This window comes from Pseudorhodobacter antarcticus (assembly GCF_900110135.1).
In the GTDB taxonomy this organism is placed as follows: Bacteria; Pseudomonadota; Alphaproteobacteria; order Rhodobacterales; family Rhodobacteraceae; genus Pseudorhodobacter; species Pseudorhodobacter antarcticus.
The window spans coordinates 1-14163 of record NZ_FOCO01000033.1 but is presented as its reverse complement, the minus strand read 5'-3'; the positions used below and the strand labels follow the sequence as shown (position 1 = coordinate 14163).

At 59.3% G+C, this 14163-nt stretch carries 20 protein-coding genes; 11 read left to right on the top strand and 9 right to left on the bottom strand.

Features of this window, described 5'->3' with window-relative positions; translation table 11 throughout:
• Positions 1-72 precede the first annotated feature (72 nt).
• From BMY36_RS14195 to BMY36_RS14170, 6 genes are all read right to left on the bottom strand, one after another.
• Complete coding sequence (locus tag BMY36_RS14195; protein WP_050520950.1) at positions 73-957, bottom strand: Brp/Blh family beta-carotene 15,15'-dioxygenase; 885 nt, start codon at positions 955-957, stop codon at positions 73-75.
• Positions 954-2063 carry a lycopene cyclase family protein gene (locus BMY36_RS14190; RefSeq protein ID WP_050520949.1) on the bottom strand — a complete coding sequence of 370 codons (1110 nt, stop codon included), beginning with the start codon at positions 2061-2063 and terminating at the stop codon, positions 954-956. The genes BMY36_RS14195 and BMY36_RS14190 overlap by 4 nt, the downstream gene beginning before the upstream one ends.
• A complete protein-coding gene (locus BMY36_RS14185) occupies positions 2050-2883 on the bottom strand; it encodes a phytoene/squalene synthase family protein (protein ID WP_269430862.1) in 834 nt (277 codons plus the stop codon). Before BMY36_RS14185 ends, BMY36_RS14190 begins: the two co-directional genes overlap by 14 nt.
• A 14-nt stretch (positions 2884-2897) precedes the next feature.
• On the bottom strand, positions 2898-4406 hold the full coding sequence (crtI, locus tag BMY36_RS14180) for a phytoene desaturase family protein (protein WP_050520947.1): 1509 nt from the start codon (positions 4404-4406) through the stop codon (positions 2898-2900).
• Positions 4396-5247, bottom strand: a complete 852-nt coding sequence (locus tag BMY36_RS14175) for a polyprenyl synthetase family protein (RefSeq protein WP_050520946.1) — start codon at positions 5245-5247, stop codon at positions 4396-4398. Before BMY36_RS14175 ends, crtI begins: the two co-directional genes overlap by 11 nt.
• 63 nt (positions 5248-5310) lie before the next feature.
• Complete coding sequence (locus BMY36_RS14170) at positions 5311-6087, bottom strand: bacteriorhodopsin-like (protein WP_050520945.1); 777 nt, start codon at positions 6085-6087, stop codon at positions 5311-5313.
• 836 nt (positions 6088-6923) lie between these two features.
• Here BMY36_RS14170 and BMY36_RS20530 point away from each other — a divergent pair.
• Positions 6924-7172, top strand: a complete 249-nt coding sequence (locus BMY36_RS20530) for a site-specific DNA-methyltransferase (protein ID WP_050520944.1) — start codon at positions 6924-6926, stop codon at positions 7170-7172.
• 313 nt (positions 7173-7485) lie between these two features.
• On the opposite strand, the gene BMY36_RS14160 is transcribed toward BMY36_RS20530, so the two are convergent.
• From BMY36_RS14160 to BMY36_RS14150, 3 genes are all read right to left on the bottom strand, one after another.
• On the bottom strand, positions 7486-8022 hold the full coding sequence (locus tag BMY36_RS14160) for a DUF3489 domain-containing protein (protein WP_050520974.1): 537 nt from the start codon (positions 8020-8022) through the stop codon (positions 7486-7488).
• Positions 8023-8113: 91 nt separating this feature from the next.
• Positions 8114-8344, bottom strand: coding sequence for a hypothetical protein (locus BMY36_RS14155; RefSeq protein WP_050520943.1), 231 nt, complete (start codon positions 8342-8344; stop codon positions 8114-8116).
• A gap of 14 nt (positions 8345-8358) precedes the next feature.
• A complete protein-coding gene (locus BMY36_RS14150) occupies positions 8359-8541 on the bottom strand; it encodes a DUF6900 domain-containing protein (RefSeq protein ID WP_050520973.1) in 183 nt (60 codons plus the stop codon).
• Between the two features lie 276 nt (positions 8542-8817).
• Here BMY36_RS14150 and BMY36_RS14145 point away from each other — a divergent pair, with 276 nt between their 5' ends.
• The 10 genes from BMY36_RS14145 to BMY36_RS14105 form a co-directional block, all read left to right on the top strand.
• The gene (locus tag BMY36_RS14145; protein ID WP_050520942.1) at positions 8818-9204 is read left to right on the top strand and encodes a thiol-disulfide oxidoreductase DCC family protein; all 387 of its coding nucleotides are present in this window, start codon (positions 8818-8820) and stop codon (positions 9202-9204) included.
• Positions 9205-9219: 15 nt separating this feature from the next.
• Complete coding sequence (locus BMY36_RS14140) at positions 9220-9438, top strand: hypothetical protein (protein ID WP_050520941.1); 219 nt, start codon at positions 9220-9222, stop codon at positions 9436-9438.
• 5 nt (positions 9439-9443) lie between these two features.
• Complete coding sequence (locus BMY36_RS14135; RefSeq protein ID WP_050520972.1) at positions 9444-10661, top strand: FAD-binding domain-containing protein; 1218 nt, start codon at positions 9444-9446, stop codon at positions 10659-10661.
• Positions 10658-11590, top strand: a complete 933-nt coding sequence (locus BMY36_RS14130; protein ID WP_050520940.1) for an NAD(P)/FAD-dependent oxidoreductase — start codon at positions 10658-10660, stop codon at positions 11588-11590. Before BMY36_RS14135 ends, BMY36_RS14130 begins: the two co-directional genes overlap by 4 nt.
• A gap of 2 nt (positions 11591-11592) precedes the next feature.
• Positions 11593-12414, top strand: a complete 822-nt coding sequence (locus tag BMY36_RS14125; RefSeq protein ID WP_082224938.1) for a methyltransferase family protein — start codon at positions 11593-11595, stop codon at positions 12412-12414.
• Positions 12404-13117, top strand: a complete 714-nt coding sequence (gene ubiG / locus BMY36_RS14120) for a bifunctional 2-polyprenyl-6-hydroxyphenol methylase/3-demethylubiquinol 3-O-methyltransferase UbiG (RefSeq protein WP_050520938.1) — start codon at positions 12404-12406, stop codon at positions 13115-13117. Before BMY36_RS14125 ends, ubiG begins: the two co-directional genes overlap by 11 nt.
• Positions 13114-13362 carry a hypothetical protein gene (locus tag BMY36_RS20525; RefSeq protein WP_231579782.1) on the top strand — a complete coding sequence of 83 codons (249 nt, stop codon included), beginning with the start codon at positions 13114-13116 and terminating at the stop codon, positions 13360-13362. The genes ubiG and BMY36_RS20525 overlap by 4 nt, the downstream gene beginning before the upstream one ends.
• Positions 13308-13586, top strand: a complete 279-nt coding sequence (locus BMY36_RS20520) for a DUF427 domain-containing protein (protein WP_231579779.1) — start codon at positions 13308-13310, stop codon at positions 13584-13586. Before BMY36_RS20525 ends, BMY36_RS20520 begins: the two co-directional genes overlap by 55 nt.
• A complete protein-coding gene (locus BMY36_RS19985; protein ID WP_175469303.1) occupies positions 13580-13876 on the top strand; it encodes a hypothetical protein in 297 nt (98 codons plus the stop codon). Before BMY36_RS20520 ends, BMY36_RS19985 begins: the two co-directional genes overlap by 7 nt.
• A gap of 21 nt (positions 13877-13897) precedes the next feature.
• The coding region (locus BMY36_RS14105; protein WP_139194065.1) for a transposase at positions 13898-14163 on the top strand (266 nt) is incomplete at its 3' end.

Sequence of the window (14163 nt, the reverse complement as noted above, 5' to 3'; positions counted from 1 at the left end):
GCTACGACGCGAGGCTGCGATGATCCACAAAATAGTGCGGTCGCACCATCAGGGCTGGTTGGTGTTTACGACTTATAATGCCTCTGCCAAATGGTGGCTGCGACGCTGGAATCGATCAACAAGAATCATGTGGGGAATAGTCAAGGCTGCCAATCCTATGAAGACGGTTTGAGAAATGCTCTCCACAATCAAACCTGCCTTGAAGCTATCCAGAAAGAGAATACTTGAAACTGCCATCAAGGCCGTGATTGCAGATAAAAATCCCGCAGTCAGCAATGCGTCCTTGCGGTCTTTTAGCGACTCGATCGTGGCTACAGTGTGCCGCACGGAGTGCAATACGCAAAAATAGACGATGAAGTAGACAAGTGGGACAAGTAAACCTGCGGCAAGCCATATCGCTGCCTGCTCTGCCGCTGCGCGGGTGCGCGTTGTCGGTTGCAATATCAGCATTGCGACGAAGATCACCAAGGCTGTGCCGCCAGCAATGACTAGGCAACTTGTTGCAAGATTAGCAGCGGATTCGGGCACGAGGTATCCGAAGATATGCGCAACATCGCCCTGATGAAACAGCGCTGGCCCCCCGATGGTTGCAGCACCGCCGCACCATCGCAAAGCAGTGGGGCTGTCACTCCAATCACCCGAAAAGTGAACCGCGGAATAGATCAGAAATGCGAACAGAGATGCGCTTGGGAACAAAATCCAGAAAATAACGATCAGAGCAGAAAGGCTTAGATAAAGACTGACAAACTTAACTTTTCCATGCCACCCTCGAAGAGGCCAAAGCACCTTTGCGATCGACAAGTCAAGTGCGCCATGGGGCAGGCCAATCACGGCAACAAAGGGCGCAAGCAGGAAAACCTGAGTAGTCAGGTCGGGTTCTAGCAGGCCTGTCAAAACGACGGCAAAGGCGGCAGCACAGATGAATAGCCAAGTTTGCCAAGCGGGAGAACTGGTCATGCCGGGAATGCGGCAGCCCGCAAGAAAGGCATCGGCGGCAGTGACGCCATAACCGATAACCGGTCAAACGTGCTCGTCGAGCCCGACAGAAACCTTTCCAAGCGATCTTTCGGCGCATTTCGAAATAACGCCTCGAACAAAGCGGGTCCGCGTGCAGGATTTGTTTTCATAACCTGAAGGAATACGCGGTCCATGAAACGGGTAATCGGGCCATCGAGACTGGTTTTCGGAGTATTACCTTTTATCAGTGCGGCGGCTACCTGATCTGCCTGAATCTGGGTTCGGCTAAACGCATACCCGGTTGACGGTCGCGCAGCACCACCCCCTAATCCCATGCGAATGATCCCTTGGACTTCAGGATCAGCAAACCCTGCTTCCATCGGCAAAGCGCCCGCTTCGGTACGCAGGGTTTCGGTTTTGCCGGGATCAAGAGCATCTATCTCGGCGTCCAACCAAGGCCCAAACACATCAGGCCCCGGGTTATGAGGTGCGAACGACGTTACCTCGACCAATGCGCGGTCGGGCGCAAACGGAAGGATATAGACGAAATCAACGCCCGCACTTCGCGCCGGGCGAAAATGCATCAATTGCACGACATCGGGATCGAAGACATGCCGTTCTGTCTGGATTTCGCGACCCAGAAAGAATTGACCATAAACGGGCACACGCATTGGTGGCCGCGTGTCTATCACTGTTCGGGCCGTGAACGCCCCGGCATTCGTCTCGATTCTCCAGTTCTTGCCCGCCCGAATAACGTCGTTGGCAGTGACACCCATTGACAGCGATGTACCCTGACCCTGATCGATACACTCACACGCGCGGGTGTAGAACGCGCCAGACTCAATCGTCTGGTACCGCAAATGGGCGGATGTTCGTGTGCTTTGATGGTTCGGTCCAGCCACGGTCCAAGATGTCCACTCTTTGCGCACGCAATCCTCAAACGGATCGCTGCGGGTACGCCAGAAACTCCAAGCCCGATCATCAACATATTCGGCCCGGGGTTCGATCACCCGAACCGAAAGATGACTTTTCGCCAAGCGAATAGCCATGCTTAACCCCGCGCAGCCGCCACCAAGGATCGCAATATCAACGTCAGATCCGGACATACGCTGACCTCACTTCCGATTTTAATGCTTGTGTTGTTTCACGAACAAGGGCTGCAACGACCAGCCCGACTTTGCGTTCAGCCGGAACCACCGTACGCCCCAGAAGCGGGGAATAGTTACGACGGCGTAATTCCGTTCCGATCCCTGCATACATCGCAGCAGCTGATGCCACGGCAAGTCGCAGCCGAACCGGTAGTGCGACCAATCCATGACGACCCGTCAGATAGAAATCATCGGCCCGGTGCAATAGATGCGCCATGGATGCCGAGGCGGCGGCGATGGCATCCGGCGCACCTGCCGTGATGGCATCCGGCGGATAGGGACATTGCGAAAAAGGTAGGTATCGACGCCCGACGCGAGCATCTTCTGCCACGTCGCGACAGATATTGGTCAGCTGCATGGCCTTGCCCAAATCCGCTGCAGCCTTGTGCCAGCCTCTGTCGATGTCGAACAGCGCGCAAATCATGACGCCGACCGTGCCCGCGACCCCCATGCAGTAGGTGTCAAGCGCATTGTCATCCGCGATACAGGTGCGCCCCGTATCTGCCGCCGCCGCAGCCACAAGTTGGCGCAGCGCATTCATCCCGTCGGGGCGCCCTGCAAACAGCGCGCGGCCCTCGACAGCAAGCAGGCTTGTTGTGTCCATCCGCTCCAGATCCGCATGCAACGTCTCTAATTCAGCGCGACCTACATCGCCCCCGATCTCATCCGCTATGTCGTCAATGGTCCGGCACAGAACGTATAGGCGCGCAACGCGCGCACGGTCTGACCGTGACAGCATGCGTGCTGCGGGAGCGAAACTGCGCGCATGGCGCGCCATCGTTGCCTCAGGACTCATATGACAGCCTCGGCCACCGGGATCAAATGATCAAGAACCTTGGCTGAGGAAACGACACCGGGCACGCCCGCGCCGGGATGCGTGCCCGCGCCGACAAAATAGAGGTTTTGCACCCCCTCGCCACGGTTATGGAACCTGAACCATGCCGATTGCGTGAAGAACGGAGAGAGCGAGAACCCAGCGCCATCTACGGACAGGTAGTTGGTCTTGAAGTCTGCCGGCGTCATGGCAAATTCTGCCGTAATATGGTCTTTCAAACCCGGTAGCATTGAGGCATCCAGCGCCGCAACAATCCGGTCGCGCAGCTTTGACCCCTCTACCGCCCAGTCCTGCCCGCCAGCCAGGTTCGGAACCGGGCAGAGTACATAAAAGCTGTCGCACCCTTCAGGCGCAAAGCTGGGATCGGTGGCCGTGGGACGATGCACATAAAGCGAGAAGTCATCGGCCAGCTTCTTTTTCTCGAAGATATCGCGCAGCAGGTCTTTGTAACGCTCACCAAACCAAACAGTGTGATGTGCAACGTCCGGCCAAGTCTTCGTCGCCCCAAAGTACAAAACGTACAGACCCATGGAAAGCTTGGAGGTTTTCACGCGCAGCTTGGCGACATTTGAAATCTGCGCCGCAGGTAACATCTCGCGGTAGACGTGAACAGGATCCATGTTTGATACGACCAGATCGGCGTCCAGCTCCTCTCCCGTTTCGAGCACTACGCCCGTTGCGCGGTCACCTTCGACCTTGATCCGAGAAATGGTTTCACCCAGCGAAATCTTGATCCCTTGCTCTCGCATCAGCCGCTCCAACGCATCTACAAGAGCGCCGGTGCCACCCATGGCGAACCAGACGCCATGTTCGCGTTCAAGGTGATTGATCATGCCGTAAATTGCCGTGGTCGAAAAAGGATTGCCGCCCAGCAACAAGGGCTGAATCGAGAACGCCCTGCGCAGCCTGTCGCTTTTGAGGTGACGCGACACCATCGACCAGACGCTTTCATACGACCGAAGCCGTAGAAGATCGGGTATCTGCTTGATCATGAAAGCGAGTGAATGAAACGGCACATCCGACAGACCGGTGAAGCCGACATCATATATTTTCTTGGACCATGCCCCCATGCGGCGATAACCATCGACATCGCCCGGAGACAGACGCGCGATTTCAGCCTCGGTCGCCTTTTCGGTCGGACCGTAGTCAAAAGTTTCGCCGTCGTGGTAATGAAACCGGTACCATGGGTCTGGCTGCACCAGCGTCACATAATCGGACATATTCTCGCCAAAAAGCGTGAACAGTTCTTGAAACAGATGTGGGGCCGTCAGCACCGTTGGACCTGCGTCGTGACGAAATCCTTCCTTCTCGAACACCTGACCACGCCCTCCTAGACGCGCGCAACGATCAATCAAATGGACATTATATCCTTTTGCCCGCAGGCGCAAAGCTGCTGCGATACCACCGAAACCAGCACCGGCGACAATGGCCGTCTGATGACCCAAAAAAGATGTATCACGCGGCATTATCAAGTTCCTTCAGTTGGGCTTCAAGTCGATTGACAAGGGTCAGTAGCGGCGTACCCGCGCTGTTTGGCAAATCGCGCGCGTCTTGTCTGGCGGACATTAGTGCGGCCTGCGCACGAGTGCGGGCAACTGAGATGGCAGCTGCAGGGTCGTGGCCCTCTGCCTCAAGTGACAAGCATATATTGGTCGCACTGGTTGCACGATCGGCGGCCTTGTCAACGAAATCATCAAGTGTTTGATATGCAATTGCAATGGCGCGACCGGCACGGATCGCAACTTCTTGGCCCGGTGCGTCAGCTGCAATTAACGCAAGGCGGACTGGCAAAGCCAAAAGTGGGCCAGACTTGTCGGCAGCAATGCCTGCGCAGTCTTCTGATGAATGGTTCCTTGCACTGCAATCTTGCGCCTGGCCTCTGATCGTGACGGAAACCGCGTCGTGCATCGCACAAATGGCGGCGCCAGCATTTGGGTGTAAGGCGATTGCCTTATAAGCTGCTGAAATAAGCAGATCGCCGGATGATATCGCAGCATCCCGCCCATAGCGCGACCAGACCGCAGGCATGTTGCGGCGCAGTGCATCGCCATCCTGCAGGTCGTCGTGAATTAGGGACGCATTATGCAGAAGTTCTGGGGCCGCAGCACAGGCCAGCGCCGTTGTTGGCGACAACCCAAGCGCGATGGCGGCGTCCAGTCCAATCCGAGCACGGACACGCGCGCCTCCCGCTGTCAAATGATACCGCGCGGCATCGGATACCGGTGAGGATGTTTCGCAGGTGCAACGCAACATGTAGGCGTCCACATCTTCAAGCGAGATGGTCATCTTTGATTTGGTGTCAAACATTCCAATAAACCGGTCTGGTGAGAAAAGGGGACCGCCCCCGACCTTCGGGGGCGGTCCAAGCCGTTATTCTGCGGGAACTACTTTTGCCCCACCGACGTTGGCCAAATCTTCGCTCTTGCGCATTGCAATCAGGAAGATAAGCACACCAAAACCGGCCTTCGCGATGATATCGGCAATTGTGTAGCCAACTTCGACCACAACTGTCGCTGTCGCACCCTCAAGCCCAACTGCACCTGCAAAGTAGACGACGGGATAAAAGCACCAGCTGCCGACAGTTACGTTCCGCGCAAGACGTACAAGGCCACGTGCGCTTTCTGGCTGACTTTCGATCGCCCTGCCCAGACCAGCGTACAGTTGGTAGACAATCCACAAAAACGGAACCATCGACAACAAACCAAAGATCCAGCGAGTGTTGTTCGAGTCTGACACTTCGCCCGGATATCCCAAGGCGACCATCAGCAGTGCTGCAAGACCAAGGCTGGTTGCGCGCGACACAGTCTCGGATCTGGAAAGGCTCATCACGAGGATCAACTCGACAAGAAGAAGCGGGACGGTCAAAAGCCAATCTACGTAGCGATACGCAGAGTTAAAGGCCATTTCAGTAGGCACGTGTACACCATCAACGAGTGTGTACGCGTCACTCCAGCTTTGACCGATGCGCCAGTAGTGGTAGGCCGCAATGAACGTTACCAAACCGGTAACCACAAGTGCAGTTTTGTATTGCGATTTCACCTGACCAATACCTAGCCAGAAGAAAAGCGTTGCGGCCGCGAGCGTCGCAAAGCCGAACGAGAACGCGTTATAAATTAGGTCGTATTGACCTATCGATAGGGTTTCCATCAGTTGTCTCCGTTGTTCATTTATCAAAAACTCAAACTAGGCCGAAACATTTACATTCAACAGCATACAGGTATAACAAAATGACGCAGGTATGATTTGTATGCAAGCAAATTGACACAGATTATGACGTATTTTGAGACCTAGGCGCTGGAATTAAGTTCAAAAACGTGCCGTCACCGCAGATTTCCTCTCCGGTCGCTGCTTCACTTTCAACCGATATTGAAACTGACCTTACTTGTTCCAAGTCTCTCAATCCGCGCATGAAATGGGAGACAAAAGCGAATAAAATCCGCAAACATGGAGGAAGTGGGCCGGAAACGATGCTGTCCCCCCCGGCATGGTTCCTCCCGGGCCCCGAACGTATGCGGGGGGGCGCAGCGCGGCATTTCGCTAGCGGAAGTGGATTTTGTGGGGGAATCCAGGCGGAATCCACCTGCCACTCGATTTTGAAAAAAGCGACTCATTATCAAAGGCTTGCGGAATCACGATCTTGGCGTGCTGGATTCCTTTCGGAATCCAGGGAATCCAGTTTGCGGAAGCCACCCAGCCGGAAGCCAGGCACCGGAAGCCACCTGCTGAGAAGCCTCTGAATCCAAATCAATTTACCATTTGGCAAAGCTGTCCGGCGTCTGGAACAGCCGCTTGGCCCCACCGTACGAGTTCGTTTTCCCTTGCAGCCGCGCTCACCGCAAACCGCATAAGGGGTTTCGTCCAAGCATGCGGGCAAAACCATTTGCGGCAGTGGTCGATGCCGGGCCGACGGCACCGTCCACGCCAAGACCGGCAGTGGCAACACGATCCAGAGCCGCCGCATTTCGGATAGCCTCTTCTGCATCATGCGGCAAAAGGGCGGTTTGGGTGCTGCGGGGTGGCACCCGGCGGTGTTCCCTGTGGCGCTGGTCGAGGCGGTGCTGACAGCGTTCAGCGACCCCAGCGACCTGATCTATGAGACTTTCCACAGCCATGGCACCCAGTTGGCCGCCGCCGAACGCACTGGGCAGCGCTGCGGTGAGAGATGGCGGCCGGACACAGTGCCGCCAGACTGCAAGGGAGTAGCTTTCATCAGACGGGAAAGTGAAAGATGATGCCCCAGATGCAAAGGAATGCGAAGCCCGACCAACCATTCAAGATGATACCACTATAAATCCCACCACCCTCATCAAAATGAAGGCGAACGTCTGCTCGATCCTGTTTCTTTGGTCGTCTGTAGAATGTGAGATTACCGAGCGGATCAACCAACTGGACATCGGGGAGAGCCGGAACCGGGCGAGATCTACCCATTTGAACTGCTTTTGACGCATGACATCCTAAAGGCGGCGGCCTGCGATCTTCTGTCGTGGCAATGAATGATCGCAGTCCGGTCGCAGGCGACAGCCTAGCTCAACAGTCGAGGACGGCTCAGGCGGGCAACTTGTAGACTATTCCCTTACCCTCAACCTTCTCGGCGATAATCGGCAGGCCAAGCCTCTTCTTCAGCGCGCCCGAGATTGCGCCCCGGACCGTGTGAGCCTGCCACGATGTCGCTTCGACCATCTCGGCGACGCTTGCTCCCTCGGGGCGCTGCAAAAGCGCGATGATCTGCGCCTGTTTGGTCCCCGCACGCGGGGTTGCCGGTTTGGGCGCGGGAGGTTGGGCCGCGTGGGTGCGGATCGCAGCCATGGTTTGCACCACAACCGGCTCCACCCCGATGGCCAGCAGCCCCGCGTCAGTGACGACCAGCGTGGTCCCGTGACCATCGCCGGTCTCGCGCCAGAGCGGCTCGTTCTTGCGCAGGTCGGCGTCGACCTCTTCGAGCCAGCCGCGTCCGATCATCATGCTGATGACCTTTTTCGCGGCAGCACCGTGCAGCCCCTTGGGGAGCGGCATCGCGAGATTGCTCGCGCGCTGGGCTGCGGCGCTGAGAATTATGGCTTGGGTTTCAGTGAGTTTGGTCATGGTGGCCTCTGCGTTCACGGCGCGCGGGATGCGGCACGCTTCTATGAGGCCAAGCCCCGCCATCGCGGGGCAGGCTCGAGGCGGGATCGCCTCACTCGGCGTATTCGCCCTCTTTGAAGGCGCTGTCGGTGATCTGGCGCAACAGGCTGGCGTAGTGGTTGAGGGTGCCGACATCGCCCCAATTGATCTCGTCGGGGTGGGTGTTGAAATGATCGTCGCTAAGGGCTTTCAGGCGCTCCAGCATCGTATCGATCTCGGCTTTGGCAGAGATGAAGGCGTTCAGGGCTTTGTCGTTCGGGGTGGTGGCGCGGCGGGTGGTCATGGCTGCTCTCCTGTTCAGCGGGCTGCGACTTGGCCAGCCGCGAAGGCCGCTTCCAGTGCGGCGCGGATCGACCAGACCGACACATCGTGAAAGTCGAGGCTGTCGCTATTTCGCGTCTCCAGCGTCTCAAGATGAAAATGCTTGGCGGCAATCTCCAGCAGCAGGGCTTCGCGAGGGGCTTTGGTCTTTGTGGTCATGGCTTGGTCATCCTTGGGTGAGTTGCATCGTTTTCCTGCACCCAGATTCGCTCTAGTGGCGAGTGTAATCAACTGAATAACAAGCAATATCATTACCTTAATGGATGTCTGCGTAGCTACGCATTTTTTCAGTACACATGGATCTGGTGATCGGGGCTGCAACGCCGCGCGAGGCTATTCACGCTGCGATCCAGACAGGTTAGCCCGGTCGCATGGGAAATCACAGCACCGGGGCCATCGGTTTGACTTCACGGGCGGTAAATCTAACTGAATGATATGGAAAAAAGCACCAAAACATCCGTTCTCTACAACGCCAATTGCCCAGTCTGTAACTTTGAGATCGGGCATTACGCGCGATATGCGGGCGAGGCGGGTCTGCCGATCAGGTTTGATGATCTGAACACGGACGCGCGCAGCCAATGGGGTTTGGATGCCGATACGGCGGCGCGCAGGCTCTATGTGCTGCATGACGGGGTGCTGACATCCGGCATTCCGGCGTTTCTGGTGCTCTGGGCGCAGATGCCACGCTACCGTCTGCTGGGCCGGATCGTGGGCTTGCCGGGGATCAAACAGATCGCGGGTGCGGCTTATGACTTTGCGCTGGCCCCGTTGATCTACCGCTGGCACCTGCGCCGGTTGCGCAAGCAGCGCGTCTCCACCTGATAGGGGAGCAGGCATTTGAGCAATGGCAATGACAGCAATGGCGCTGCGGTGCCGACCGGGCGCGGGTCCTTTGCTGGCGTGGTCACGGGCCATGTCGGCGATGTGCAACCGGTTGCCCCGTTAGTTCCGCATCGCAAAATCGGGGGCATGTCTTTGATGGCCCCCAACCAGCGCGCGCGCGCGGCACTGCAACCATCGTTCGAAATTTATGACCACGATCAACCCTTGGAATGACCCTGATGACAGACTGGACCCCCACCCGCGCCGCTGGCGATGCAATTCTGGAAGCCTTTGTCCCCCGCATGGGCAGTCGCTATGCCAATGGCCGCAACACCGACCACGGTGCAGGCGCGCACAAGGCGGTGTCGCTGCTGTCGCCCTATATCAGGCGCAGGCTTGTACTGGAACAGGATGCCGTGGCGGCGGCGCTGGTGGCGCATGGCCCCGAAGGTTCTGAGAAATTCGTGCAGGAAGTCATCTGGCGCGGCTATTTCAAAGGCTGGCTGGAGCGCCGTCCGCAGGTCTGGGCCAGCTATGTCACCGGGCTGGAGGCTGATTTGTCAACCCTTGACCGCGACCGCCGCCTGCGCCGCGATCTGGACCGCGCGATGAATGGCCAAACGGGGCTTGATTGCTTTGATGCATGGGCCACAGAACTGGTCGATACCGGCTATCTGCACAACCATGCGCGGATGTGGTTCGCGTCGATCTGGATTTTCACCCTTGGCCTGCCGTGGCGGCTGGGCGCGGATTTCTTTTACCGGCATCTGCTGGACGGCGATGCCGCGTCCAACACGCTTGGCTGGCGATGGGCGGCAGGGCTGCATACGCGCGGTAAACCCTATCCGGCGGATGCGCAGAACATTGCGACCTTTACTGCCGGGCGGTTCACCCCGCGCCGATCTGATCTGGCGGAAGTCACCCAAGGGCTGGAGGCGACGGAACCCGATGGCCTGCCATCCGTGCTGCCCTTGCGGGATGTGACCGCCCCCCAGCCCGATGTGCCCACAGCCCTGCTGATCACGGATGAGGATTGCCGACTTGAGGATTTCAACCTCGCAAGCCTTGATATCCGCAGCATTGCCACGCTGAGTGCTAGCCATCTGCGGTCACTCTTGCCCGTCTCAGGCTTGGTCACCGCGTTTGAAGCAGGCGCGTTGGCAGATGCCGCCCGACGGATTGGCGCAGAGCCATTGCAGTTGCACGCGGGCGACCCCGAAGCCCTTGCCAAATGGGCCAGCGGCGCGGGTGCCACACAGATTGCTACGCCTTATATTACCCAAGGCCCGTTGCACGACTGGCTGGAAGAGGCAGCCCCATCGCTTGCGCACGCGGGCACAACCTTGTGCGAATGGCGGCGCGATTGGGATGCTGCCATCTGGCCCCACGCCACGGCGGGATTCTTCAAGGTGAGAAAGAACATTCCCCGCATCCTCGAACAGGTGCAGCCCGCATGACGCCTGTCATCATCATTGGCGCGGGCATCGCCGGGCTGGCCTGTGCGCGCAGATTGGCTGATGCGGGCATGGCACCTGTGGTGCTGGACAAAGGGCGTGGCATTGGCGGGCGCGTGGCCACCCGGCGGGCGGGGGCTTTGCAGTTCGACCATGGCGCGCAATACGTTAATGCGCGTGGTGCAGGCTTTGCGAGCGTTCTCGATGGACTGGAAAACGCAGGCACGCTGGCCGGGTGGGCAGATGGAACAGGCCGCACGCACAAAGTGGGCGTGCCGGGCATGTCGGCCCTGCCCAAGGCGCTTGGGTCCGGGTTGGATATTCGGCAAAATACCCAAGTTCTGCGCCTCACACCAGATACAGCGGGCTGGCTGCTGCATCTGGCGGAGGGCACCTTGCGGGCGGCATCGGTTGTGGTGACGGTGCCCGCGCCGCAGGTTGCATCCCTTTTGGGCGCGGATCACCCGTTGGTCGCACCCCTTGGCGCGGTGCAAATGGCCCCCTGCCTGACGTTGATGGCTGCGGTTGCGGGCCCAGCACCCTTCGTCACCCGAAGAGATCCCGACGACCCGCTGTCATGGATCGCGCAAGACAGTGCCAAGCCGGGCCGCCCCCAAGGGCACGGCGCGCTGTGGGTGGCGCAGGCCGGTGCGGCGTTCAGCATGGCACATCTGGAAGATGATCCAGCCACCCTGACCGCCCACATGCTGCCCCTGCTGTGCGACAGGTTGGGTGCACCCCTCGCCACCGTAACCCATGCAAGCACCCACCGCTGGCGCTATGCGCGGGTAACGCAACCGCTTGGCCAGCCGTTTTTATGCAGTGACGACGCCAGCCTTTATCTGGGCGGCGACTGGTGCCTTGGTGCGCGCATCGAGGCGGCGTGGGACAGCGGTACCGCCATTGCCGCCGATCTGCTGGCGAGCCGATGACGATGTGGACCGATCCGCGCATCGCCCGATTGATCACGCTGATCCGCGCCGCCCTGCGCCCGCCAGCCGGTATGGGACGGGTCGCACTGGCGCTGACTTTTGGTGTGCTGTGCCATACGCTGTTTGCCGCCGGCGTGCTGGCGATGATCGTGGCGATGTTCTTTGGCCTGAGCGAAAGCCTTGGCACCGTGCCTTGGCCTTGGGCCGTAGTGGTCAATGCGGCCCTGATCGCGCAGTTTCCGCTGGTCCATTCCGTGCTGCTGACTGGGCGCGGCGGGCGGGTTTTGGCACGGCTGATCCCCGGCCCGCATGGGCAGACGCTGGCCACCACCACCTATGCCATCATCGCCTCGGCCCAACTGCTGGCGCTGTTTGCGCTATGGACACCGTCGGGCATTGTCTGGTGGCGGGCCGAAGGGGTGGCTTTCTGGGCCATGACCACCGCTTACGCGGCCAGCTGGCTGATCCTGCTGAAAGCTAGCTTTGATGCGGGGGCAGAGGTGCAATCAGGCGCGCTAGGCTGGATGTCATTGTTGGCGCGTATCCGCCCGGTGTTCCCCGACATGCCGACCAGCGGCCTGTTTCGCCTGATCCGCCAGCCGATCTATGTGGCGTTTGCGCTGACGCTGTGGACGCCCCCGGTCTGGACGCCGGATCAACTGGTTCTGGCCATCAGCCTGACCGCCTATTGCCTGCTCGCTCCGCGCCTGAAGGAACGCCGCTTTGCCGCCCGCTATGGCGCGCGGTTTGATGGCTACCGCGCCGAAGTGCCCTACATTTTGCCACGCTTGACCAAGACGAAGGACCAGCCCGATGCGCAATGACCTGACGATCTATGACAAAGTGGCAGACCGCTGGTGGTCGGATGATATCCGCTGGGTGCGCACGCTGAAAAACCTCGTGCCGGGGCGGCTGAAATGGTTCGACCGCCAGATTGACTGGCAGGGCAAAGCGGTGCTGGACCTTGGCTGTGCCGGGGGGTTCATGGCCGAGGCATTGGCGGCGCGCGGCGCAGATGTCACCGGCATCGACCCGGCGTCTGACGCCATTGACGCCGCCCGCGTCCATTCCCGCGCGACAGGTTTGCGCATCGGCTATGATGTGGGCGTGGGCGAGGCTCTGCCCTATGGCGACAGCAGTTTTGACGCTGTTGTCTGCGTCGATGTGCTGGAACATGTCGCCGACCTGAACAAGGTTCTGTCCGAAGTCGCCCGCACCCTGCGCCCCGGCGGGCTGTTCCTGTTTGACACGATCAACCGCAACCCGCTGGCCCGGCTTGCCACCATCACCATCGCCGAAGACATCCTGCGCCTGCTGCCGCGCGGCACACATGACCCCGCCATGTTCATCAAGCCACGCGAATTGCGCGTCGCGATGCAGGGAGCCGGGTTGCTGCCGGGCGCTGTGACCGGCCTTGGCCCGCGCGGGATAAACCGCAGGTTCGATCTTACCTTCGGGCCGCTGCCGCTGACCGCCATCCTCTATATGGGGATTGCGCGCAAACCATCGGTCGGGGCTGCATCATGACCGACCTTTTGCGCGAAAACGTGCAATCCTACCCCCGCCCGCCCGCGCTAGAATCTGTGCCGCAGCAGATCACCATTCGGCTGGGTGGCGCGCTGGTGGCCCAGACCATCGGAGCCCTGCGCGTGCTGGAAACCCACCATGCCCCCGCTACTACCTCCCACGCGAGGATATCCACGCCACCCTGCGCCCGGTGCAAGGCAGCAGCTTTTGCGAATGGAAAGGCGTCGCGCGTTATTTCGATGTGATTGCCAGGGGCAAGACCGCGTCCCGCGCCGCATGGTGCTATGACTGCCCCACCGCCGGTATTGCGGCCCTTGCAGGCTATGTCGCGTTTTATGCCGGGCTGATGGATGAGGCATGGGTCGGCGATCTGCGCATCATCCCGCAGCAGGGCGACTTTTACGGCGGCCGGGTCACACCCAACCTGGACGGCCAGATCAAGGGCGCGCCCGGCACGCGACATTGGTAAAAGACGTCATGCGGATACTTTTTGCAGCGGTCTTTCTTGCAACGCTCTTTGGTGCGGCCATGCCGCCCGCGCTGGCTGACAGATCTGCAACCGGGCCAACTCTTCTAGAAGATTTCACCATGCTGCCGGAAACCCGTTGGCGGTTCTTCACCGATCAGGTGATGGGGGGCGTGTCCACCGGAAGTATCGGGTTTGTGCAGGACGGCGGAACGCTGCGGTCAAGCGCTACCTCTTTGGGGCACCTCTATAAATTGCCCCACCCCCTGCACTGCGGTATGGTGGGACAGTGAACCGGCAGTGGAGATGCGGCGATGGCGCAGATGGGTTTTTTCGATCTTTCGGACCGTTACGCGAGTCTGGATGCCAAGAAGGACCCGCTGGTCGAGATTGACACCGTCGTGCCGTGGGAGGAGTTCCGTCCCACCCTTGAGCGAGCCTGGCGCAAGCCGGATGCGGATCGCAAGTCCCGCGCGGGACGCAAGCCGATGGACGCGGTTTTGATGTTCAAGACGCTGGTTCTGAGCGCGCTCTACAACCTTTCCGACGACCAGATCGAATATCAGGTCCGCGACCGGTT

Bases quoted from the DNA above. Each gene is read 5' to 3' on its own strand.
- BMY36_RS14195 (WP_050520950.1), bottom strand. From the start codon at position 957: ATGACCAGTTCTCCCGCTTGGCAAACTTGGCTATTCATCTGTGCTGCC.
- BMY36_RS14190 (WP_050520949.1), bottom strand. From the start codon at position 2,063: ATGTCCGGATCTGACGTTGATATTGCGATCCTTGGTGGCGGCTGCGCG.
- BMY36_RS14185 (WP_269430862.1), bottom strand. From the start codon at position 2,883: ATGGCGCGCCATGCGCGCAGTTTCGCTCCCGCAGCACGCATGCTGTCA.
- crtI (WP_050520947.1), bottom strand. From the start codon at position 4,406: ATGCCGCGTGATACATCTTTTTTGGGTCATCAGACGGCCATTGTCGCC.
- BMY36_RS14175 (WP_050520946.1), bottom strand. From the start codon at position 5,247: ATGTTTGACACCAAATCAAAGATGACCATCTCGCTTGAAGATGTGGAC.
- BMY36_RS14170 (WP_050520945.1), bottom strand. From the start codon at position 6,087: ATGGAAACCCTATCGATAGGTCAATACGACCTAATTTATAACGCGTTC.
- BMY36_RS20530 (WP_050520944.1), top strand. From the start codon at position 6,924: ATGCGGCAAAAGGGCGGTTTGGGTGCTGCGGGGTGGCACCCGGCGGTG.
- BMY36_RS14160 (WP_050520974.1), bottom strand. From the start codon at position 8,022: ATGACCAAACTCACTGAAACCCAAGCCATAATTCTCAGCGCCGCAGCC.
- BMY36_RS14155 (WP_050520943.1), bottom strand. From the start codon at position 8,344: ATGACCACCCGCCGCGCCACCACCCCGAACGACAAAGCCCTGAACGCC.
- BMY36_RS14150 (WP_050520973.1), bottom strand. From the start codon at position 8,541: ATGACCACAAAGACCAAAGCCCCTCGCGAAGCCCTGCTGCTGGAGATT.
- BMY36_RS14145 (WP_050520942.1), top strand. From the start codon at position 8,818: ATGGAAAAAAGCACCAAAACATCCGTTCTCTACAACGCCAATTGCCCA.
- BMY36_RS14135 (WP_050520972.1), top strand. From the start codon at position 9,444: ATGACAGACTGGACCCCCACCCGCGCCGCTGGCGATGCAATTCTGGAA.
- BMY36_RS14130 (WP_050520940.1), top strand. From the start codon at position 10,658: ATGACGCCTGTCATCATCATTGGCGCGGGCATCGCCGGGCTGGCCTGT.
- BMY36_RS14125 (WP_082224938.1), top strand. From the start codon at position 11,593: ATGTGGACCGATCCGCGCATCGCCCGATTGATCACGCTGATCCGCGCC.
- ubiG (WP_050520938.1), top strand. From the start codon at position 12,404: ATGCGCAATGACCTGACGATCTATGACAAAGTGGCAGACCGCTGGTGG.
- BMY36_RS20525 (WP_231579782.1), top strand. From the start codon at position 13,114: ATGACCGACCTTTTGCGCGAAAACGTGCAATCCTACCCCCGCCCGCCC.